Annotated in this window: 23 protein-coding genes and 1 pseudogene; 16 read left to right on the plus strand and 8 right to left on the minus strand. The window is 61.4% G+C overall.

The window, feature by feature from the left end; genetic code table 11:
* Position 1: 1 nt before the first annotated feature.
* The 3 genes from U5L73_RS05410 to U5L73_RS05420 are packed head-to-tail and all read left to right on the plus strand — an operon-like array spanning position 2 to position 1741.
* On the plus strand, positions 2-598 hold the full coding sequence (locus tag U5L73_RS05410; protein ID WP_322561383.1) for a cytochrome c oxidase assembly protein: 597 nt from the start codon (positions 2-4) through the stop codon (positions 596-598).
* Between the two features lie 26 nt (positions 599-624).
* The gene (locus tag U5L73_RS05415; protein WP_322561384.1) at positions 625-807 is read left to right on the plus strand and encodes a DUF2970 domain-containing protein; all 183 of its coding nucleotides are present in this window, start codon (positions 625-627) and stop codon (positions 805-807) included.
* Between the two features lie 52 nt (positions 808-859).
* Positions 860-1741, plus strand: a complete 882-nt coding sequence (locus tag U5L73_RS05420; RefSeq protein WP_322561385.1) for a cytochrome c oxidase subunit 3 — start codon at positions 860-862, stop codon at positions 1739-1741.
* Between the two features lie 55 nt (positions 1742-1796).
* Here the strand turns inward: U5L73_RS05420 and U5L73_RS05425 are convergent, their stop codons facing one another.
* Positions 1797-2018, minus strand: a complete 222-nt coding sequence (locus U5L73_RS05425; protein ID WP_313875186.1) for a twin transmembrane helix small protein — start codon at positions 2016-2018, stop codon at positions 1797-1799.
* A 27-nt stretch (positions 2019-2045) separates the two neighbouring features.
* On the opposite strand from U5L73_RS05425, the gene U5L73_RS05430 reads away from it, so the two are divergent.
* From U5L73_RS05430 to U5L73_RS05450, 5 genes are read left to right on the plus strand one after another with little or no spacing between them, the layout of a single operon-like run.
* Positions 2046-2771, plus strand: a complete 726-nt coding sequence (locus tag U5L73_RS05430; RefSeq protein WP_322561386.1) for an SURF1 family protein — start codon at positions 2046-2048, stop codon at positions 2769-2771.
* Positions 2764-3456: a hypothetical protein gene (locus tag U5L73_RS05435; RefSeq protein ID WP_322561387.1), complete on the plus strand. Its 693-nt coding sequence runs from the start codon at positions 2764-2766 to the stop codon at positions 3454-3456. Before U5L73_RS05430 ends, U5L73_RS05435 begins: the two co-directional genes overlap by 8 nt.
* A gap of 8 nt (positions 3457-3464) precedes the next feature.
* A complete protein-coding gene (locus tag U5L73_RS05440; protein ID WP_322561388.1) occupies positions 3465-4589 on the plus strand; it encodes a COX15/CtaA family protein in 1125 nt (374 codons plus the stop codon).
* A 24-nt stretch (positions 4590-4613) separates the two neighbouring features.
* Complete coding sequence (gene cyoE, locus U5L73_RS05445) at positions 4614-5510, plus strand: heme o synthase (RefSeq protein WP_322561389.1); 897 nt, start codon at positions 4614-4616, stop codon at positions 5508-5510.
* Entirely contained in the window at positions 5507-6112 is a 606-nt protein-coding gene (locus U5L73_RS05450) for an SCO family protein (protein ID WP_322561390.1), read from the plus strand. The genes cyoE and U5L73_RS05450 overlap by 4 nt, the downstream gene beginning before the upstream one ends.
* 66 nt (positions 6113-6178) lie before the next feature.
* Here the strand turns inward: U5L73_RS05450 and U5L73_RS05455 are convergent, their stop codons facing one another.
* The 3 genes from U5L73_RS05455 to U5L73_RS05465 all read right to left on the minus strand — a co-directional run bounded on the left by U5L73_RS05455 (position 6179) and on the right by U5L73_RS05465 (position 10028).
* The gene (locus tag U5L73_RS05455) at positions 6179-7174 is read right to left on the minus strand and encodes a tripartite tricarboxylate transporter substrate binding protein (protein WP_322561391.1); all 996 of its coding nucleotides are present in this window, start codon (positions 7172-7174) and stop codon (positions 6179-6181) included.
* A gap of 85 nt (positions 7175-7259) precedes the next feature.
* Positions 7260-8201 carry an RNA polymerase sigma factor RpoH gene (gene rpoH / locus U5L73_RS05460; protein ID WP_322561392.1) on the minus strand — a complete coding sequence of 314 codons (942 nt, stop codon included), beginning with the start codon at positions 8199-8201 and terminating at the stop codon, positions 7260-7262.
* A gap of 144 nt (positions 8202-8345) precedes the next feature.
* Complete coding sequence (locus U5L73_RS05465; RefSeq protein WP_322561393.1) at positions 8346-10028, minus strand: AMP-binding protein; 1683 nt, start codon at positions 10026-10028, stop codon at positions 8346-8348.
* Positions 10029-10408: 380 nt separating this feature from the next.
* Here U5L73_RS05465 and U5L73_RS05470 point away from each other — a divergent pair, with 380 nt between their 5' ends.
* From U5L73_RS05470 to U5L73_RS05480, 3 genes are read left to right on the plus strand one after another with little or no spacing between them, the layout of a single operon-like run.
* The gene (locus U5L73_RS05470) at positions 10409-10675 is read left to right on the plus strand and encodes a DUF1272 domain-containing protein (RefSeq protein ID WP_322561394.1); all 267 of its coding nucleotides are present in this window, start codon (positions 10409-10411) and stop codon (positions 10673-10675) included.
* Positions 10676-10689: 14 nt separating this feature from the next.
* On the plus strand, positions 10690-11613 hold the full coding sequence (locus U5L73_RS05475) for an EamA family transporter (protein ID WP_322561931.1): 924 nt from the start codon (positions 10690-10692) through the stop codon (positions 11611-11613).
* 10 nt (positions 11614-11623) lie between these two features.
* Positions 11624-12586 carry a GlxA family transcriptional regulator gene (locus U5L73_RS05480; protein WP_322561395.1) on the plus strand — a complete coding sequence of 321 codons (963 nt, stop codon included), beginning with the start codon at positions 11624-11626 and terminating at the stop codon, positions 12584-12586.
* Here U5L73_RS05480 and U5L73_RS05485 read toward each other — a convergent pair whose 3' ends face one another.
* Positions 12587-13336 (minus strand): ABC transporter substrate-binding protein, encoded by a 750-nt coding sequence (locus U5L73_RS05485; protein WP_322561396.1) that lies wholly within the window; start codon positions 13334-13336, stop codon positions 12587-12589.
* A 184-nt stretch (positions 13337-13520) separates the two neighbouring features.
* Here U5L73_RS05485 and U5L73_RS05490 point away from each other — a divergent pair.
* Together U5L73_RS05490 and U5L73_RS05495 are read left to right on the plus strand one after the other, a co-directional pair.
* Positions 13521-14754 (plus strand): annotated as a pseudogene (locus tag U5L73_RS05490) (multidrug effflux MFS transporter).
* Positions 14754-15245 carry a C40 family peptidase gene (locus tag U5L73_RS05495; protein WP_322561397.1) on the plus strand — a complete coding sequence of 164 codons (492 nt, stop codon included), beginning with the start codon at positions 14754-14756 and terminating at the stop codon, positions 15243-15245. The pseudogene U5L73_RS05490 and the gene U5L73_RS05495 overlap by 1 nt, the downstream one beginning before the upstream one ends.
* A gap of 25 nt (positions 15246-15270) precedes the next feature.
* Here U5L73_RS05495 and U5L73_RS05500 read toward each other — a convergent pair whose 3' ends face one another.
* Positions 15271-15906 (minus strand): N-methyl-D-aspartate receptor NMDAR2C subunit, encoded by a 636-nt coding sequence (locus U5L73_RS05500; protein ID WP_322561398.1) that lies wholly within the window; start codon positions 15904-15906, stop codon positions 15271-15273.
* A 131-nt stretch (positions 15907-16037) separates the two neighbouring features.
* Here U5L73_RS05500 and imuA point away from each other — a divergent pair, with 131 nt between their 5' ends.
* On the plus strand, positions 16038-17051 hold the full coding sequence (imuA, locus tag U5L73_RS05505) for a translesion DNA synthesis-associated protein ImuA (RefSeq protein ID WP_322561399.1): 1014 nt from the start codon (positions 16038-16040) through the stop codon (positions 17049-17051).
* A 169-nt stretch (positions 17052-17220) separates the two neighbouring features.
* Here the strand turns inward: imuA and U5L73_RS05510 are convergent, their stop codons facing one another.
* On the minus strand, positions 17221-17802 hold the full coding sequence (locus U5L73_RS05510; RefSeq protein WP_322561400.1) for a hypothetical protein: 582 nt from the start codon (positions 17800-17802) through the stop codon (positions 17221-17223).
* Positions 17803-18532: 730 nt separating this feature from the next.
* Here U5L73_RS05510 and U5L73_RS05515 point away from each other — a divergent pair.
* Complete coding sequence (locus U5L73_RS05515; protein WP_322561401.1) at positions 18533-19030, plus strand: acyl-CoA thioesterase; 498 nt, start codon at positions 18533-18535, stop codon at positions 19028-19030.
* Positions 19031-19046: 16 nt separating this feature from the next.
* Here the strand turns inward: U5L73_RS05515 and U5L73_RS05520 are convergent, their stop codons facing one another.
* Positions 19047-19517: an Lrp/AsnC family transcriptional regulator gene (locus tag U5L73_RS05520; RefSeq protein WP_322561402.1), complete on the minus strand. Its 471-nt coding sequence runs from the start codon at positions 19515-19517 to the stop codon at positions 19047-19049.
* A 65-nt stretch (positions 19518-19582) separates the two neighbouring features.
* Here U5L73_RS05520 and U5L73_RS05525 point away from each other — a divergent pair, with 65 nt between their 5' ends.
* Positions 19583-20530 carry an EamA family transporter gene (locus tag U5L73_RS05525; RefSeq protein ID WP_322561403.1) on the plus strand — a complete coding sequence of 316 codons (948 nt, stop codon included), beginning with the start codon at positions 19583-19585 and terminating at the stop codon, positions 20528-20530.
* Positions 20531-20542 lie beyond the last annotated feature (12 nt).

The raw sequence follows: 20542 nt of genomic DNA on the forward strand, positions 1-20542 counted from the left end.
CATGGCCAATGTCCGCGCAAACCGGAAAATGATGGGCAAGTTGGCGGTGATTACTGTCAGCATGTTCGCTTTTGGTTATGCGTTGGTGCCTTTGTATCAAGCTATTTGTGAGATGACCGGGATCAATATCTTGGCTCTCGGCGAACAAGTGATCATGGGCAAAAAGGCCCCACCAGCGAATTCGCAGGTGGATACCTCCAGGAGCATCACCGTCGAGTTCGACGCCAACTCCCGGGGGCCGTGGGAGTTTCGCCCGGCTCAGCGCTCCATGGTCGTTCACCCCGGCGAAATGAGCACGGTGGTATACGAGTTCCAGAACGTGCAAAACCGCCGGATGTCAGCCCAAGCTATCCCCAGCTACGCACCGATGCAAGCCTCTGCGCACTTCAACAAGCTCGAGTGCTTCTGCTTCAGTCAGTACACCCTGGAGCCAGGTGAGAAGAAGTCGTGGCCGGTGGTATTCGTCATTGATCCCAAACTGTCGAAAGACGTGACGACCATCACTTTGTCGTATACCTTTTTCGAAGTTGGTGGAAAGACGCCTCCGGCACCCGTGGCTGTGGTGAAGCCCTCGCTTGATGAGTCTGCAGGTTCTTGATGCCTCAGGAAGCCACATCAGGGAAGGTGTCTTTTCTGACCAGTGTGAAGCTGGTGGCTTGGTCTTTTTTGGGGATTCGCAGTAACAAAGGTTACCGCGAGGATCTGTCCAAGGTGAACCCATTGCATGTGGTGCTCGTGGGTTTGATGGCTGCCGTGCTTCTTGTGGTGGGGCTGATCAGCCTAGCGAAGTGGGTGGTAAGCACTTAAGCGTGCGTCAACTCAGTGTAAAGATTCGGATTTGAGAAGAAATGGAGAAGAAATGAGCTCAGCGACACACGGCACAACGCCTTATTACTTTGTGCCCGGCCCCTCGCGCCACCCTGTGATGGCGTCGGCGGGTTTGTTCTTCGTGATTCTCGGCGCAGGTCAGTGGATCAACGGTTCTGCTTGGGGTAAATACTCCTTGATGCTGGGTATGGTCTGGTGGCTGTTCGTTTTGTACCAATGGTTCCGCGACGCCGTCATGGAGAGCGAAGGCGGCCAATACGGCCGGAAAATCGATATCTCTTACCGCTGGAGCATGAGCTGGTTCATTTTTTCCGAAGTCATGTTCTTCGGCGCCTTCTTCACGGCGCTCTGGTGGGCACGTTCACATTCGGTGCCTGCGCTCGGTAGCTTGGAAAATTCCTTGCTCTGGCCCGATTTCAAGGCTGTTTGGCCCAGTGTCGCTGCCGGCATGACCGCTTCCCCCGGCGGCATCGTCGAGCCCTTTACCACCATGGGCCCTTTCTGGCTGCCCACGATCAACACGGCACTGTTGTTGACATCGGGCGTCACTTTGACGATCGCGCACCACGCTTTGATTGACGGCAATCGTTCAAAGACGATCACCTTTATGTGGGCGACTGTCTTGCTGGGTGTGACCTTCTTGTTCGTTCAAGGCTACGAGTACTACCACGCGTACACCGCGTACAACTTGAAGCTGAACTCTGGGGTATTCGGCTCTACGTTCTACATGCTGACCGGTTTCCACGGTTTTCACGTACTCGTGGGCATGTTGATGTTGCTGTTCATTACCTTGCGTCTGCAAAAGGGCCACTTCACCCCTGAGCGCCACTTCGGCTTTGAAGGCGCAGCTTGGTACTGGCACTTTGTGGACGTGGTCTGGTTGGGACTTTACGTGCTGGTTTATTGGTTCTGATAGTGCACACCGTCAAAAAAGGCACCCTCGGGTGCCTTTTTTGTTTCAGTCACAATCAGCGGCCTTCAGGAATACCTGTCGGGTGGATATAGCCCAGCTTCCAGGCCACCAAAATACAAAGAAATAAGAATACGGATACACCGACACGCAAGCCCAAGGCGCGGGCCATGTTTTTCGATTTTGCGTGCTGGGAATTTCCGCCACGCAACATGAAATAGAGGGCAGCCCCTAGGCTACCCAGAATTGCAACAAAGGCTAAAATTGCGAGATAGGTCATGAAAGGCATTATTACGTGAATAGGAATATGCGCTGGTGGACGATGGCAATAGCCGCTTTTCTGTCTGCAGCGCTGACACTATCGCTTGGCTTTTGGCAGTTGCGTCGTGCGGCCGAGAAGCAGGATTTTGTCCGTGCAATGCAAGTCGCCCAAAACGCGAAGCCTCTTGCTGGTGACGATTGGATCCAGGGCGAGGACCCCTCGTCGGTATTGCATCGACCGGTTCAGCTACGCGGGCAATGGATCGCTGACCGCACCGTCTTTTTGGATAACCGGCAGATGAATGCTAAGGTCGGATTTTATGTTCTTACGCCTTTGCGTATCCAGAACACCGACACTGTGGTTATGGTCCAGCGTGGCTGGGCCCCTCGCAATTTTGTGGATCGCAGCCAACTCCCGGTGGTCGAGTCGCCTGTGGGGTCGGTGGATGTCACCGGTCGAATTGCCTTGCCACCATCCAAGCTTTATGAGATGGGAGGCCCAAGCCTTGGGGCGATACGGCAAAATCTGGAACTATCGCAATTTCGCCTGGAGACCGGGCTCGCACTTGCGACCCATGTGACGGTAGTTCAAACCGGACCCGCCTCTGAGGGGCTCTTGCGGGATTGGCCAGCCGTTAACGCCGGAGTCGAAAAACACCATGGTTATGCAGCGCAGTGGTTCGCACTCACCGCGCTGATTGTCGGACTGTTTGCCTGGTTTCAATTGCGACGACGCCCTTCACTACCCAAGGATACTGATTTCCATGTCTAGCCCGCCGATTTCTGATGACCGCCCGCTGGGACTGACCGTTCACTCCTTGCCAGAGCCTTCTGGCGAGCTCCAGACCCGTGCAGTCAATACACGCGCCGGTCGTTGGCGCATGTTGGCTGTCATGTTGGTATGTGCTGCGCCAGTGATTGCATCGTATTTCACCTACTACGTCATCCGGCCCGAAGGGCGTCGCAATTTCGGCGAGTTGATTCAACCGCAGCGACCTTTGCCGGCTGTTGCTGCTGCTAACCTGCAGGGTGCTCCGGTGCAACTTCCGGCGCTCAAGGGGCAGTGGCTCTTTGTGAGTGTCGCCAGTGGTGCGTGTGATTCCGCATGCCAACAGCATCTTTACCTCCAACGCCAACTGCGCGAGGGTCTGGGGAAAGAGAAAGACCGACTCGATTGGGTCTGGCTAGTGAAGGATGAGGTGCCGGTGTCTGCCGAACTGCAGCCTGCACTGAAAGACGCCACTGTACTTCGGGTGCCCGGGGAGGCATTGGCCCAGTGGCTGCAGGCAGAGCAGGGCCGCCAGCTGGAAGATCATTTGTATCTGGTAGATCCTCTAGGTAACTGGATGATGCGTTTCCCTGCTGGGTTGAATGCGGAGACCGCCCTGAAGGTCAAACGTGATTTAGACCGATTGATGCGCGCCGCCCAGTTCTGGGATCGTGCCGGGCGCGAATAGGTACCACCATGGAAACAAGCTTGTACGACTTGAGCCCGCTCTTGCGGGTACTGGTGATTGGCGCCTTGATTGCCAGCGTGCCCGCACTCTGGGTCTATCTGCGCCACCGGGGCGGCACCGGCCCGAGCCGCTACCAAGCGTTGGTAGCGGTGACCCTGTTTCTTACCTTCGACCTGGTGCTCTTTGGCGCATTTACGCGGCTGACGGACAGCGGACTCGGTTGCCCTGACTGGCCCGGTTGCTATGGCAATGCCAGCCCCTTGGGCGCCAAACATGACATCGCCATGGCGCAGTCCCTCTTGCCAGAGGGCCCTGTGACCCACGGAAAAGCCTGGATCGAAATGGTCCACCGCTACATGGCAACTGGCGTGGGCGCATTGATCACGCTGATGACTGTCTGGGCTTGGCGGAGCTATAAGCGTTCGCCGTCGACCTCCGTGAACCCATGGTGGCCGACAGTTACGCTGGTGTGGGTCTGTGTGCAGGGCGCTTTTGGAGCCTTGACAGTCACCATGAAGCTTTTTCCTGCGATTGTCAGTTTGCACTTGCTGGGGGGTTACACCTTGCTGGCACTGCTCGTGGCGCAAGTGGCCATGGGGCAACCCCAGAGTGTGCTGTCCTCCCGTAGCAGGGGGTTGCCGCGTTCTTATGTGATCTGGACCGTCGCGGGCCTTGCACTTTTGGTGGTGCAGGCAGCATCGGGTGCATGGGTCAGCACTAACTACGCGGTTTTGGCCTGTACCGAATTCCCGGGGTGCCAAGGCACCATGTGGCCGCCTATGGACTGGGGTGCCGCCCTAGAGTTTTGGCGCCCCTTGGGGCTGACCGCCGCTGGGGAGTCGCTAAGCTTTCAGGCGCTTACCGCCATCCACATGGGGCACCGCATGATGGCGATGCTCACCTTTGCCTTGTTGGGGGCCTTGGCTTGGTATTGGTACCGGCAGCCGGTGCTGAAGCGGCCAGCGCTTTGGTTGTGCGCCTTGTTGCTGCTGCAACTAGCCACTGGCTTGAGCAACGTGGTACTCGGCTGGCCCTTGCTGGCCGCCGTCATGCACACAGGCGGCGCAGGCGCGCTGGTCATGGTCTTAGTGTGGGCGTGGGTCCGGAGCCGCAATGCGGATGCCGCCGGCTGATAGAACAAAAACCAGAGAATCCGAATGACTGTTGATATGGCCGCCCCCAAGCCCTCTGTGCTGGCGCAATTCCACGCCCTGACGAAGCCCCGTGTGATTCAGCTGATTGTTTTTTGTGCGCTCATCGGCATGGTGTTGGCTGTGCCGGGGGTGCCGACGGCAGAGCAAGTACTCCATGCCGCTGTGGCTTGCTTTGGCATTTACCTCGTCGCCGGCGCTGCGGCGGCGTTCAATTGCATCGTGGAAAAAGGCATTGACGCCAAAATGAAGCGCACTGCGTGGCGTCCTACTGCGAGAGGCGAATTGAGTGACACCCAGACGCTGATCTTCTCAGCCATGTTGTGTGCAGCCGGCTCTGCCATCTTGTACCTCTGGGTCAACCCGCTCACCATGTGGCTCACCTTCGCTACCTTTGTCGGCTACGCGGTGATCTACACCGTGATCCTCAAGCCCTTGACTCCTCAGAACATCGTGATCGGCGGCGCATCGGGCGCCATGCCGCCCGTGTTGGGCTGGTCGGCCATGACCGGGGACGTCGGCCCTGAAGCCCTGATCCTGTTTTTGATCATCTTCTTGTGGACACCTCCGCACTTCTGGGCCTTGGCCTTGTACCGGGTCGAGGACTACCGCAAGTCGGGGCTGCCGATGTTGCCCGTCACCCATGGCAGCGAATTCACCCGCCTGCAAATCCTGCTCTACACCTTCATGCTGCTGGCTGCGTGCTTGTTGCCCTTTGTGTATGGCATGAGCAGCTGGTTGTATCTGGTGGTAGCGGTGGGCCTGAGTCTGGGTTTTTGCTGGTACGCGGTGCGGCTGCTGCGCAATTACTCGGATGATCTAGCGCGTGCCACCTTTCGCTTTTCGCTCATTCACTTGAGTGTGTTGTTTGCGGCCTTGCTGCTGGATAATTACTTACTATGAAAAAACGTTCTGCTATTCGTTTGATAGCTACCGGCGCCCTATTTTCGGGCGTTGCTGGCTTGTTGAGTGCTTGCTCTGAGTCCAAGCCCCAGTTTTCGTCGGTGGATGTGACTGGGGTGACCTACGCCAAAGACTTTGAACTCACCGACCACAACGGTCAGGTGCGCCGCCTCGGAGACTTCAAAGGCAAGATCGTGGTGATGTTTTTTGGCTTCACCCAGTGCCCTGACGTGTGCCCCACCTCCATGACCGAGTTGGCCGAAGTCAAAAAAGCGCTGGGTGTCGATGGGGACAAGTTGCAAGGCCTATTCGTCACCGTGGACCCGGCGCGCGATACGCCCGAGGTGCTCAAGGGCTATATGGAGAACTTTGACTCCACCTTCCTCGCGCTCTACACCACACCCGACAAGCTGGCTACTTTGGCGAAAGATTTCAAGGTGTACTACAAGCGTGTCGATGGCCAGACCCCGACCAGCTACACCATGGACCACTCTGCCGGTAGCTACATCTATGACACCAAAGGCAACCTCCGCTTGTTTACCCGCTATGGCAGCGGGGCGAAGGTGCTTGCAGCCGATATTCAGCAGCTACTGAAGTCCTAAGCTGCTGCTAAAGCTGAGCGCCACGCCACCCGCGGTGTGAGCGCTCCGGCGGGCGGTGGCCGCCGATTAATCGGTCTTGATGCTCTGCTGAGTGATGATGCCGCCCAGCAGGGCGGTATCCGCTCTGACCCGGTTGGCTAGTCCTTCGGCCGAGGTGCCCTGCACCGTCCAACCCTGCTGGAACATTTTTTGGCGCATTTCCGGGCTGCGGGCAATCTCACTGAACAAGCTAGACAAACGCGCTACCACCGGTTTGGGCATGCTGTTGGGCGCGGCCACTGCGTTCCAGATCTCTAGGTTCAGGTCTTTCACCCCGGCTTCTGACAAGCTGGGAATCTCCGGAGCCAAAGCACTGCGCACACTGGCGGTAATACCGATGGCTTTGAGCTTGCCGGCTTTGATTTGCGCCGATGCCAGGGCCGGCGGTAACAGGCTCAGCTGCAAATCACCCGCAATCATGGCGGTGGCGACTTGCGGGTAACCAGCGTAGGGCACGTGCAGGGGCGCAATACGGGCCTTGGCTTTGAGCAGTTCCATGCCGATATGGCCCACCGTGCCAACGCCCGGTGTGCCGTAGTTCCACTTGTCGCCGGAGGCGCGCGCTGCGGCCAGAAACTCAGTGGCATTGTTGCCCGGAGCACCAGCAGGCGCTGTGAGCACCAGCGGCGACACGCCCAGCAGGCTCACTGGCGTCAGGTCTTTGAGCGGGTCGTAGTTCAGTTTGGGGTTAAGCAACTTGGCAATCGTCATGTTGCCGTTGATCATTAGCCCGATGGTGTGGTCATCCGTGGCTTTGGCGACCGCGTCGGCGGCGATGTTGCCTGCAGCACCCACCTTGTTTTCCACAATCACCGGCTGCCCCAAGGCTTTGGACAGGGGTTCGGCAAACGCCCGCGCCGTCAGGTCTGGCGATGACCCACCCGGGAAACCGACGATGATGCGGACCGGCTTGGTCGGCCACGATGCAGTTTGGGTGTTGTTTTGGGCGTAGGCGCCCGTAGATAGTGCGCAGGCAGCTATGGAAAGCATAGCAACTGCAGCGGTGCGGCGTGTAGGTGTCATAACTCTGTGTCCAAGAAAAAGCCCCTGCAGGCGGGGCCGGCAGGGGCATTGTGCGTGAAGTTGCGCGGTCTGTGCCGCTGCAGTTTCAAGCGTAGGCGGCGAGTGCCATTTTCATCTTTTTCATGGCGGCTACTTCGATCTGGCGAATGCGCTCAGCGCTCACCCCGTACTCGGCGGCCAGGTCGTGCAGCGTCATGCCGCCGGAGTTGTCGTCGTTCACCTTGAGCCAGCGCTCTTCCACGATGCGGCGGCTGCGGTCGTCCAAGCTGTTCAGCGCAGTGGCGATGCCATCCGTGGCCAACACGTCGCGTTGGCGGGCCTCGATCATGGCGACCGGCTCGTGGTTGGTGTCTGTCAGATAGGTGATAGGGCCGAAGGCATCTTCACCATCATCCGAAGGGCTGGGGTCCAGCAGCACGTCGCCACCGGCCAGGCGTGCTTCCATCTCCAGCACCTCTTCGGGTTTCACGTTCAGTTCCCGCGCCATGGTGCGCACTTGGTCGGGGTTCAGGGTGTCGCGATGGGTGTCGAGGTCGGCAGCGGCGTCTTCGCCCTTGAAGCGTTGCTTCATGGAGCGCAGGTTGAAAAACAGTTTGCGCTGCGCCTTGGTGGTGGCTACCTTCACCATGCGCCAGTTTTTCAGGATGTATTCGTGGATTTCGGCCTTGATCCAGTGCAGCGCGTAGCTCACCAGGCGCACACCCTGTTCGGGGTCGAAGCGTTTGACCGCTTTCATGAGGCCCACATTGCCTTCTTGGATCAGGTCGCCGTGGGGCAGACCATAGCCCAGATACTGGCGAGCCACAGACACGACGAGGCGCAAGTGAGAGAGCACTAACTTACCGGCAGCCTCAAGGTCGTTATCGTTCTTGAACTTGCGGGCGTATTCCTGCTCTTCTTCCAGCGTGAGCATAGGCAAGCGGTTAGCGGCGGAAATATAGGCGTCCAAGTTCCCCAGCGGCGGCACCAATGACCACGGGTTGGCCGTGGCCAGGGCGGTGCGGGGGGCTGCGATCAATGCGGACATAAGGAACTCCTTCTCTTCAGGTTTTTATATTAGCACTCGTTGGGGGTGAGTGCTAATAGAGAAGTTCAATCCATCAACACAAGTAGGGATACGGACGTCAAAAAGGGCCCGAAGGCCCTTTTCGCAGAAGGTGCAGGGCAGGCGTTAGGCCCAGCGCACTTTGTCCTTGCCGGAATACCAGTTGGAGAGCTGTGGCTCGACCGCGGACTCGATGCGGGCGCGCTTGATTTTCATGGTGGGCGTCAGCATACCGTTCTCGATCGACCACGGCTCCGGTGCTACCACCAGCATCTGCAGCTTCTCGTAGTCCGGCAGTTCTGCGTTGACGCTGTCGAGCAGTTGCTCGAGTTCGGCATGGACAGCGGCTTTGAACGCGGGGTCTGCCTTTACCTGGGGGCGCACGGTTTCCGCCAGCACTACGATGGCATAGGCCGATGGCTGGCCGACGCCGGACACCATGCTGGTCTCGATGCGGGGGCAGGCGTTCAGGCGGTTTTCAATCGGCGCAGGCGCCACATATTTGCCCTTGGAGGTTTTGAAGAGTTCTTTCACCCGACCGGTGAGCTTGAGCAGGCCGTCAGCGCGGCGCTCCCCCTTGTCGCCGGTGCGGAAGAAGCCGTCCTCGGTAAACACCTCAGCATCCAGATCAGGGCGCTTGTAATAGCCCACAAACTGGCCCGGGGACTTGATCAGCACTTCGCCTTCCTCGCTGATGCGCACCTCTACGCCCTTGAGCGGTACACCCACGCAACCGGGGGCATTGATCTTGTCGGTGGAGTTGTGCGAATACGCAAAGTCCTCCGTCATGGCATAACCCTCGATCAGGTTCAGGCCCAAGCGGCGGTACCAGGCAATCAGCTCGGCCGGAATGGGCGCCGAGCCGCTGCCCGCCAGCAACGCGTGGTCCAGGCCCAAGCCCTTGAGCACCTTGCGGCCCACGATCTTGCCCAGAATCGGAATGCTCAGCAGCCGGTCCAGCTTTTTGGGCGGCATCTTGGCGAAGACACCTTGTTGGAACTTCAGCCAGAGGCGGGGTACTGAGATGAAGGTCACGGGCTTGGCGCGGTTCAAGTCCTGAATGAAGGTGTCCAGCGACTCGGCAAAAAACAGCTGGGTGTTGCCGTTCACCAGCGTGGCCGACTCGACCCACGCCCGCTCAAACACGTGCGCCAGTGGCAGGTAGGACAGCATGCGGTTGCGGGTATTGGCGCCAATCCGGTTCTGAGTGTCTTGATTGATGCCCTCAGCCGCGGCGGTGATGCGCTCAAAGCTGTGCATCACGCCCTTGGGCTGTCCGGTAGAGCCGGAGGTGTACATCAGGATGGCGATGTCCTTGCCGCCACGGGCCGGCTGGCCGGTCAGGGGTTTGGTGCGGCCGGTGATGGCATCCCACGCCTCGTAGCTGTTCTTTGGGGCCAGCGGGAAGGCAATGATCGGCATGCCAGCAGGAATGCCGGGCTGCTGCTGGTCAAAGGTGTCGAGCTTGCCAACAAACAGCAGGCTGGCCTCGCTGTGCTCCAGCACATAGCGCACGGTGTCTGCGGTCTCGGTCGGGAAAATAGCCACCGTCGTGCAACCGGCCATCCAGATGGCGAGCTCCGCCATGATGAAGTGGGCACAGTTCTTGGACAGGATGGCGACGCGCGCACCGGGCTCCAGGTTCTGCGCCTTCAGGTGCGCGGCCATGCGGCGCGCCTGGTCGAGGGTTTGTTTCCAGGTGTAGTCCACCACCTGCCCGCCACCGACTGGCTGGGTCATGAAAATCTGATCGGCGTGTGTGGTTTCGTGGCTGTAAACGTAGTCCAGCATGAGTTTGGCTTGGGCCATTTTTGTCTCCTTGTTATGGTTTGTTCGCATCATTGTCTGGTCTTTTGAGTGCAAAAGAGCGCTTTATGTGACCAAGCCCCCTTGGAATAGAGGGGGGCTACTATTTGTGGGTCTTTTTGATCGAACAGATACTGGCGTTTTTTGTCCTTTGCTTGTCGCGTAATGTGCTTTCGCGCACATGCAACGGCGGCTAGCATTGAATCACCGTTTAACCAAAGGTGTCCTTCCATGTCCTCCGTATCTACCCTGAAGCCTGCACTCATCTGCGTTGGGGCGCAGCATTTTTTCGTCCAAATGCCCTTTCCATTCAAGGGCATTCTGGGCTTTTGTTGGGCTGTCATCTGTCGTATCCATCGTCGCCCCTGAGATCGAATCCCGCCATGCTCCAACTCCGCCCCAACTGCGAATGCTGCAACACCGATTTGCCGCCCGCCGCCCTGAATGCCCGCATCTGCTCGTTTGAATGCACGTTTTGTGCGGACTGCGCAGACACCAAGCTGCATGGCATCTGCCCCAATTGCGGGGGCGAGTTGGTGCGCCGCCCGGTTCGCCCTGCCGCCAAGTTGGCCAACAACCCGCCGTCCACCGAGCGGGTCTTCAAACCGCAGGGGTGCGCGCCCCAAGCGCACCCGGCGGCACCTGTATGAGCGCGGCCATGCCCATGCGCCCCAAAGACTTGGGGCTGGCGCTGCTGGTTATTCTGGTGTGGGGGGTGAACTTTGCGGTCATCAAGGTGGGGGTGGTGGGGGTGCTGCCCTTGTTGCTGGGGGCTTTGCGCTTTGCGCTGGCGGCGTTCCCGGCGCTGCTGTTCTTGAAGCCGCCCAAGGTACCCCTGCGCTGGTACCTGGCCTATGGCCTGACCATTTCGGTGGGGCAGTTTGCCTTTCTGTTCACCGCGATTCACGTGGGCATGCCATCGGGCTTGGCGTCGCTGGTGCTGCAGTCGCAATCGTTTTTCACGCTGTTGCTAGCGGCGTGGTGGCTCAAAGAGCGTTGGCAGGCCAACCAGATGGCCGGGCTGTTGCTGGCCGCCTGCGGCTTGGTGTTGATAGGTAGCGCCGCTGGGCCGGCAGGCGCTGGCGTGTCTATGCCCTTGCTGGGTTTTTTGCTCACGGTGGCAGCAGCGGTCATGTGGGCCTGCGGCAATATCGTGACCCGCACCGTCAGCCGCTACGGCCCCATGAACCAGTTGGCCTTTGTGGTGTGGGCGAGCCTGGTGCCGCCGCTGCCGTTTCTGGCGCTGTCGCTGGTGATGGAAGGGCCCGACGCGATCGCCACGGCCTTGCAGAATATCGGCTGGAGCACCTTCGCGGCCATCGCCTATTTGGCCTGGGCTGCCACTTTGCTGGGTTATGGTTTGTGGACGCATCTCATGTCCCGCTATGCCACCAACCGGGTGGCACCCTTTACCTTGCTGGTGCCCGTGGTTGGCTTGACTACGGGTTGGGTGGTATTCGGCGAGGCCCTGCGGCCGGTGCACTTTGCCGGTGGTGCGCTGTTGATGGCGGGGCTGCTGCTCAATGTGTTCGGCGCGCCGCTCTTGGCGCCGTGGGTGGCGCGTTGGCAGCGCGGCCGTGCTGAGTGATGCGCACACCATGACGGCTGTCACACCGCTTCATATTTACCTGGTGCTCACGCCCAATGTGCTGATGCTGGACTACGCCGGTCCGGCCGAGGCGCTGCGCATGGCGCGTGACATGGGCGCACCGATTGCGCTGCACGCGTGCGGTCCGCAGGGCGATATTCCTACGTCCCTGAACACCGGCCTGACCGGCCTGGAGGCACTGCCTAGCGCTTTGCCCGAGCGCAGCCTGGTGCTGGTGGTGGGCAATAGCAACGAGGCGGTGGACTACGCCACCGACGCCGCACGCGCCGTGGTGCACTGGCTGCAGGCTTTGCCACCGGGCACCCGCTTGGCCAGCATTTGCTCCGGGGCCTTGTTGCTGGCGCAGGCCGGCTGCCTGGACGGCCGGCACTGCACCACCCACCACACCCTGATTGCCGACTTGCAGGCCCTGGCCCCGCGCGCGCAGGTGGTGTCAGACCGCATCTTTGTGGACGACGGCGAGGTGCTTACCAGTGCGGGCATTACCACCGGCATAGACCTCGCGCTGTACTTGATCGAGCTGGAGGCGGGGGCTGAACTGGCCGCCCGCGTGGCCCGCCGTTTGGTGATGTACCAGCGCCGCGGCACCCACGACCCGCAGGTCTCGCCCTGGCTGGCGCACCGCAACCACATGCACCCCGCAGTCCACCGCGCCCAAGACGCGGTGGCCCGCGAGCCGCAGCGCGATTGGACTCTGGCTGACCTAGCGGATGTGGCTTGCGTGAGCCCGCGCCATTTGACCCGCTTGTTTGCGCAGCACGCCGGCATCAGCGTGGTGGTGTACCAGCAGCAGTTGCGTATTGCCCGCGCCAAACAGCTGCTGGCCCAGCATGGTTGGCCGGTCGAGCGGGTGGCCGAGGCATGTGGCTTTGCCTCCGCGCGTGACTTGCGCCGGGTGTGGCGGAAATATGAGTCCGGCACACCGGTAAACGCGCGCGCCGTGGGCGCGTGACTATGGACGCTCAACGTAGAGATTGCGCTCGATGATCTTTTGTATTTCGCCGCGCGCATACCCTTGGCGGATGACTTCGTTAAACCCCCTCAGCCATTCGCCCATCTGCATGGTTTTGGGGAAGGCCAGGTAGTTCGGGTCTTTGCGCAGCGGCACCGGCAGCACGACAAAGTTCTTCCACTGGCTTTTGGGTACTTTGTGGAGGCGCAGAGTTTCTTGAAACCCGGCCTTGCCCACATTGAAGAGTGCGCAGTCAATCCGCCCGGCGGCGAGTTTGCTCAGGCGGTCGCGCGCGCCGCTGTCCCCCTCGATCGAGAACACGCCGTCTTGGTGCGCGCGGTCAAAGGCACTGCCAAAACTGGCGCCCCGCACCGTGCCCAGGGTTTTGCCCTGCAGGTCGCTCAGGCTCTGGTAGTTGAACTCTTGGCCCTTGCGCACCACGATCACGACCTCGTCGTAAAACAGGGGCTCGGAGTAATCAAACACCTCGTCGCGCCGCCATGTCCAGGAAATGCCCAGCAAACCGCCCTGGCCTGATGCCGACGCCATGTAAGCCCGGGCCCACGGGTACAAACTCAGCTCAAAGCGGTGCTGCGGCATCTGCTTGTCCGCGTAGTTCAAGATGTCAATCAACACGCCGCGCTGCTCACCCTCGTGCACAAACATCTTGGGGGGCGAGCCATCGCCACTGAGGACCGGAATCACCGGCGCTGTCGCATAGGCACTGCCGGCCAGGCTGAGCGCCAGCATGCAAAGCCTCACCATGAATACGAAACTGCGAGTGAACCAGCGTTTCAAAGTAATCCTTTTTTGCGATTTTGTCTAGTTGGTGCACCCATGTTCGGCCGCAAGTATGCAGGTTTTTGAAAACGGTTTCCTCGGCGTGGCGTTGCCTCGTGTTTCAATAGCGAGCTATACCTGTTTGCTGCATCTCATGACCCCCGAAGCCCAAAAACTCTGGCGCGCCCCGCAATGGGCGTTCTCCATCCTGCTCGCCTTGCTGGGCATGTTGGGGCCGTTTTCCATTGACACCTATCTGCCTGCGTTTGCCGGCATCAGCCAGTCGCTGGGCGCCACGCCGGTGCAGATGCAGCAAACGCTGTCGGCTTACCTGTTCGGGTTTGCTTTTATGGCGCTGTTTCATGGCTCCATTTCCGACAGCTTCGGCCGGCGCCCGGTGGTGCTGTGGGGGCTAGCGGCGTTCACTGTGGCCTCGGTCGGGTGTGCGCTGTCGCAGACTATCGGCCAGCTCATCTTCTTCCGGGCCATGCAGGGTTTGTGCACCGGCGCGGGCATTGTGATTTCACGCGCGGTCATTCGTGATGTGTACCCGCCGTCACAAGCGCAAAAGGTGATGAGCCAGGTCACCATTTTCTTCGGGGTGGCGCCTGCGATCGCACCCATGGTGGGGGGCTGGCTGCTGATTCACGCCAGCTGGCACGGCATCTTCTGGTTCCTGGCCGCAGTCGGCGTGGCGCTGTGGACGTCCAACTACTTTCCTGTTGCCCGAGACCTTGCCACCGGCACAGCGCCAGCACTTTCATGTCAAAAACCTGTTGGCGGGGTATTGGAAGCTGGGCTCCGACCCGCGCTTCTTGTTGCTGGCGCTGGCCAGCGGCATTCCATTCAACGGCATGTTTTTGTATGTGCTGAGTGCGCCGGTGTTTTTGGGTGAACACTTGGAGCTGCAACCGCAGCAGTTTTTCTGGTTTTTTGTACTCACCATCAGCGGCATCATGGGCGGTGCCTGGTTCAGTGGTCGTGCTGCAGGCAAGATCAGTCCGAAGCGCCAGATTCGTAACGGCTTTCTCATCATGCTCACCATTGGGGTGATCAACCTTGTCGCCAACCTGCTGTTCAAGGCACATGTGAGCTGGGCGCTGTTCCCCATCGCCATTTTTGCTTTCGGCTGGGCACTCATGGTGCCGGTGGTGACCTTGCTGGTGCTGGACTTGCACCCGGACCGCCGGGGCATGGCGTCTAGCCTGCAGATGTTTGTGGGCTCTACGGCCAACGGCATCGTGGCCGGGGTGGTGTCTCCGCTGGTGATGCATTCCACCATCGGCTTGGCCACAGCCTCGGTGCTGATGATGTGTGTGGGCCTGTGCTCCTGGGTGTTCATTCGCAGCCGCTGGCCAGAAATCGGACGGCGCGTGGAGGAGTTGTGATGCGAGCGCTGTGTGCTTTGCTGTTTGCCAGCGCAGTGCTGGTGTTGGCGGGCTGTTCGAGTGCGCCTACGACCCCTTCATCGCCCGCTGCAGTACCCTCGCCGGCTGCCCGCTTGACGCTGGATCAGGCCAACGACGTCACCGTCATGGCCATTGGCTTGGTGGGCACGCCCTATCGCTACGGCGGCAACACACCCGCTAGCGGGTTTGATTGCAGCGGCCTGATTAGCTACGTGTACCAACAGCGCGCCGGTGTCGTAGCGCCGCGCACCACCGGTGGCCTGATCGATTGGGGCACCAGCATCCCCGCGCCCAGCTTGCGCACGGGCGACCTGGTGGTATTCGCCCAAAATGGCCGCGCCAACCATGCGGGCATCTACGTGGGCGAAGGCCGCTTTGTGCATGCGCCGTCTACCGGAGGCACCGTACGGCTGGATCGCTTGAATTCGTCGTACTGGTCCAAACAGCAGGTGAGTTACCGGCGGCCTTGAGGGGCGGCGTTGCGCCGGTTGGGCGCTATGGTGAAGTCACTGCCCGCGCCAGATTCGCTCGCGCACGGGCCTCCAGAGCGGCGTGGAAATAGTCAGTGCCGTAGATGCGTGAGCGTTTTGCGAAGGACAGCAACACCTCTTTGCGCTTGGTGCGGAACAGGTCCTCGGGTACGAAGGCATATTCCTTGCGGATTTGCCGCTCGTATTGCGCAAAGCGCTGCGCGTCGGCGCCCAGGATGGAGAGGTCAATGTCTACCAGCAACTGCGCATCGCCCGCGGCGGGCACGCTGGTGTGGCGGGTAGCCATCACTAATTCGTAGACGCGCTCTGCCACCTCGGCCTGCACACCGGCGGTGGTAAGCGCTTGCCGGGCCCAGTCCGCGCTTTGGGCCTCGTTGTCGTGGCGCTGCACGTCATACACCGCGTCGTGAAACCAGAGTGCCAGCGCCACCTCGGCAGGCCGCTGCGCTAGATGCCGCACGACTTCAAACCCGTGCAGGCACTCGGCCAGATGCTGGGTGCTGTGGTAGTGCCGGTGCGGCTCGGCGTAGGCCGCCAGCAGTGCGTCGCACAGCGCGACTCCGTCAGTGTGTGCGCCTGCTTCCTGCCAGGCGGATGCAAACAGGGGTTTCAAGGCGGTCCAAGACGGTGCGGTGTTCATGGCGAGCACTCTAGCAAAACCGGCCACCTCGCCAGCGCCCGCCAGGCCTGCAAACCCTGTTCTTGATTTTGATAGCAAGGGGCTTTTCCATATACTGTTTAAAAATACAGTAATTTATTGAAGCCCCTGCCATGACTAGCGCTGCGCGCCATTCCCATCTTGCTGACACTGCCTCAGCCACCGGTGTGCCGGATCCGCAGGACATCCACGCCGGTGTCTGGCACGCGCACACCTTGGCCACGCCCACAGAGGCGGTGCAGGCCACGGGCGATGCACTACTGGACGCGCATTTGCCCGGCGGCGGTTGGCCGGTGGGTGCCTTGGTGGAGCTGTTGCAGCCTGCTGGTGCGCACAGCGAATGGCGTCTGCTGCTGCCTGCGCTGGCAGCCTGCGGGCGCGGCCCGGTGGTGCTGGTGGGGCCGCCCCAGCTGCCGTTTGCACCGGCGCTCTCCCGCTTGGGCTTGCGCTCGGGGCGGCTGCTGTCGGTGCTGGCATCTGCTAAGGCCGGGGAGGGCGCGCGCGCCAAAGATGAAGCCGCCGGCCGTCTCTGGGCCACCGAGCAGGTGCTACGCTGCGCCGAGGTGGATGCTGTGCTGGCTTGGCTGCCGCAGGCCCGGGGCGATCAGCTCCGTCGCCTGCACTTGGCTGCGGCCGAGCACCACAAGCTGCTGTTTGTGATGCGGCCAGACCGGGCGCGCAGTGACGCATCCCCCGCCCTTCTGCGCCTCTTGGTGCAGCCGATGGCTCGCGCCCGGCAAGCGCTGCACGGGCGGTGGCTCGACGGGCTGGAGGTCGACATCCTCAAGCGGCGCGGCCCGCCTTTGGCCGAGCCCTTGCACTTGCAGGCCCGTAGCCAGCAATTGGGCTTGCTGTTGGCCGCCAGCCGTGCTTTGACACGGGGCATGGAGCAAGAGCGCGCTTCAGCGTGGGGCATGCTGTCTGCCACGCCGCTAGATGCACACGCCATGCGCGCCGCTTTTCAGCAGCAGGCCTTGGGCGGCACGGAGAGCCAAGCACTGCCGTGGCCGCCCCTGCCGCCCGCGCAGGGCGAGCTGGCCGTTGCTGCGCACGGTGCGGCCGATGCGGTTGGGTATGCGGATGTGGAGGCTGGCCATGCACTGGATCGCGCTGCGGCCGTCGCCTGATGCAGCGGCCGCCCCGACCGAGCCTGCGCTGGTGGATGCGTCCACCGCGCTGGCATGGTGGGCGCTGCGCTTCACGCCGCTGGTGGCTCGCGTGGGCGATGTACTGGTGCTGGAGGTGTCGGCCAGCGAGCGTCTGTTTGGCGGGCGCACAGCGTTGCTTCGGCAGCTTTTAGAGCCAAATAAGCCTGTAGCCCTCGCAGAATATGCGCAAGGCGCTACTTCTTTGATAGCGCTTGCCGCGCTGCAGGTGCACGCCTGTCGGGTGGGGCAGGCCGCGCCGGTGCGTGCGGTGCTGCCCGATGCCCTGCCGGTGCACACCTTGGCGGCGGCCCACGTGCACTTGCCCACGCTGGCCCGCTTGGGCGTGCGCACCTGGGGCCAGCTGCGGGCCCTGCCGCGCGGGGGCGTGGTGCGGCGCTTTGGTGCCGAGGTGGTGGACGCGTTGGACCGCGCCTATGGCCAGCGCCCCGAGGTCTACCCCTGGCTTGCGCTGCCCGATGTATTTGATGCCCCGCTGGAGCTGGCGGCGAGCGTGGATTCGGCGCCCGCCTTGCTGTTCGGCGCGCGCCGCCTGCTGGCGCAGCTGCTGGTGTGGCTGCGCGCCCGCCAGGCCGGGGTGCTGGCGCTGGAGCTGCTGTGGGAGCTGGATGCGCGCCGCGCCAACACCCGCCATGTGGACGCCCACCACCACGGCGGCCAGCAAGGTCGCTTGGAGCTGCGCACTGCCGAGGCCACGCAAGACATCACCCACCTACAGCGCATTCTGGGTGAGCAGCTGGCTCGCGTGACGTTGCCCGCGCCGGTGCTGTACCTGCGCCTGCGCAGCCTGCAGACCCAGCCGCTGGGCGGCGAGAGCCACAGCCTGCTGCCCGAAGACGTGCGCAAGGGCGACAGCCTGCACCAGACCCTGGAGCGCTTAGCTGCCCGGTTGGGTCCGCACAGCGTGCAGTGCGCCATCCCGCAGGCCGACCACCGGCCCGAATGCATGCAGCGCTGGCAGCCGTGGCGGGCAGATACGGCGCGCAAAGAAAACCAATCTGCTATGAAATCAGGAGCTGCTCGCGCAAATTCCACGAGCGCTAGAGGCCAAAAAGGCTCTGAATCTGAGACTGCAGTGCTGCCCGCGGCCGACCTGTACCCCACTTGGCTGCTGCCGGTGCCGCAGCGTTTGGTGGTGTGCCACACGCCGCAGCACAGCGTTCCCTACTACCACGGCGAACTCACGCTGCTCGCCGGCCCGCAACGTCTGGAGACCGGCTGGTTGGAGGGCGAGCCCGCCTTGCGCGACTACTTTATTGCCCGCAGCCCGCAGGCGGGGCTGGTGTGGGTGTACCGCGAGCGGCTGGCCGCGTGCACTCCGCGGCAGCCTCCGGGCCTGCAGACCCGGACGCATTGGCGTGGTTTCTGCACGGGCTGTTTGCCTGAAGGCGAAGCAAAACGGTGGCCCCTTACACTGGCACGCCTTTCGCTATCCACAAGCCATGAACCTACCCACCCACCAACTCTCCATGACCGTGCTCATGTCACCCGACATGGCCAACTTTTCCGGCAACGTGCACGGCGGCGCCATCCTCAAGCTGCTCGACCAGGTGGCCTATGCCTGTGCCAGCCGCTATGCCTCGCGCTATGTGGTGACGCTGAGTGTGGACCGGGTGCTATTTCTGCAGGCTATCCATGTGGGGGAGCTGGTGACCTTTTTAGCCAGCGTGAACTACACCGGCAAGTCGTCCATGGAAGTGGGTATCAAGGTGATTGCCGAGAACATCCGCACCCAGGAGGTGCGCCACGTGAACAGCTGCTTTTTCACTATGGTGGCGGTGGATGACGACCGCAAGGTGGCGCCCGTGCCTCCCCTGCAACCCCAAACCCCTGACGAATTGCGCCGTTTTGCCGAAGCCCAGATGCGCAAAACCCTGCGCCAGGAGCTGGAGGCCAAGTTCCATGGCATCAAACACCCCAAGGTAACCGACGCAGTCTGACGCCGAAGACCGCCCCTCAGGTGCCCGGCAGGCGCAGGGGCTGGTCCTCGAACTCAGTGTTCAGCACCACCGTGCTGGTGGTGCGCGCCACGCCGGGGATAGCTTTGATCTGTAGTAACACCGCCTCCAGGTCGCGCGCATGCGGGGTACGCACCTTGGCCAGCAGGTCGTATTCACCGGCCACGCTGTGCAGCTCTTGCACCGAGGGCAGCTCGCGCAGGCGGGGCGCAATGTCGCGGCAGTGGGCGCCACCGTCGTTGCGAATGGCCACAAACGCAGTGAAGTTCAGCCCCACGGTGTGCGGGTCCACGCTGATCGAGAAGCGGCGAATGATCCCGCGCTCCAGCATTTTCTTGACCCGCTCATGCACCGCCGCGGTAGACAAGCCCACATTCGCACCCACCTCGGCGTAAGAACGTCGGCCGTCTTCACCTAATGCCGTAAGAATTTTGGCATCGATGGTGTCTGTCTGAATATTTGCTTGCATTGGGCGTGTTTTTCGGTAATATCACGCCCTGCGGCGCTAGGTGCCGTAAATTTTACGGACTATCCATGAATTCGGCACTAAATTTTCAGCAAGGCTGGCGCATCTCTCCGTTCTGGCGGCTCATGGTGGCGTTGTGGTTGGTGTACATCGTTTGGGGCACCACCTACTTTGCCATTGGGGTAGCGGTGCAGAGCTTTCTCCCGCTGTGGATGAATGCCACCCGCTTCACCCTGGCTGGCGCCATCATGCTCGCCTGGGCCCTGTGGCGCGGCGAAAAGCTGCCCAGCTGGCGCCAGTGGCGCAATGCCGCGCTGGTGGGCGGGCTGATGGTGTTTGTGTCCATGAACCTGGTAGTGTTTGCGCAAAAGCAGGGCATCGGATCCGGGCTCATGGCCACCGTCATCACCACCATGCCCATGTGGCTCGCGCTATGGACACGCCTGGGCGGCGAGCGTGTGCCCACTACCAGCTGGGTAGGCTTGGTGCTGGGTGTGGCGGGGGCTTTGTTGCTGGCGATGGAGGGCGACTTTTCTGCCAGCTGGCTGGGTGCATTGGCCGCTTTTGGCGCGCCCTTGTGCTGGAGTATTGGCTCTTACGCATCCCGCAAGCTGGACTTGCCCGGCCCCGCCATGGCTTCGGCCACCGAGTGGCTGGCCGGCGGGTTGATGGGCGTGGTGGCCGCGTCGGTCATCGAGCCACAAGGCTCGCTAGGCAACGTAACCCACGAAGCCTGGCTGGCCTGGTGGTACCTATTGGTGTTCGGCACGCTCATCGCGCTCAACGCCTACCTCTGGCTGCTGCAAAACACCACCGCGGCGGTGGCGGGCAGCTACTCGTTTGTGAATCCCGCCGTAGCCTTGGTGGTGGGGGTGATGATTGGCAAGGAAGTGCTCACCGGCTGGGTGTTTTTGGCCCTGCCGCTGATTGCCGGTGCGCTGGCCATGATCATGTACGGCCCGGCGATTTGGGGCTGGGTGCAGCGCCTGCGCAATCGCAACGGCGCGGCGGCCTGATCCGCACCCATC

Source organism: Rhodoferax sp. (genome assembly GCF_034520025.1).
Lineage (GTDB): Bacteria > Pseudomonadota > Gammaproteobacteria > Burkholderiales > Burkholderiaceae_C > Allorhodoferax.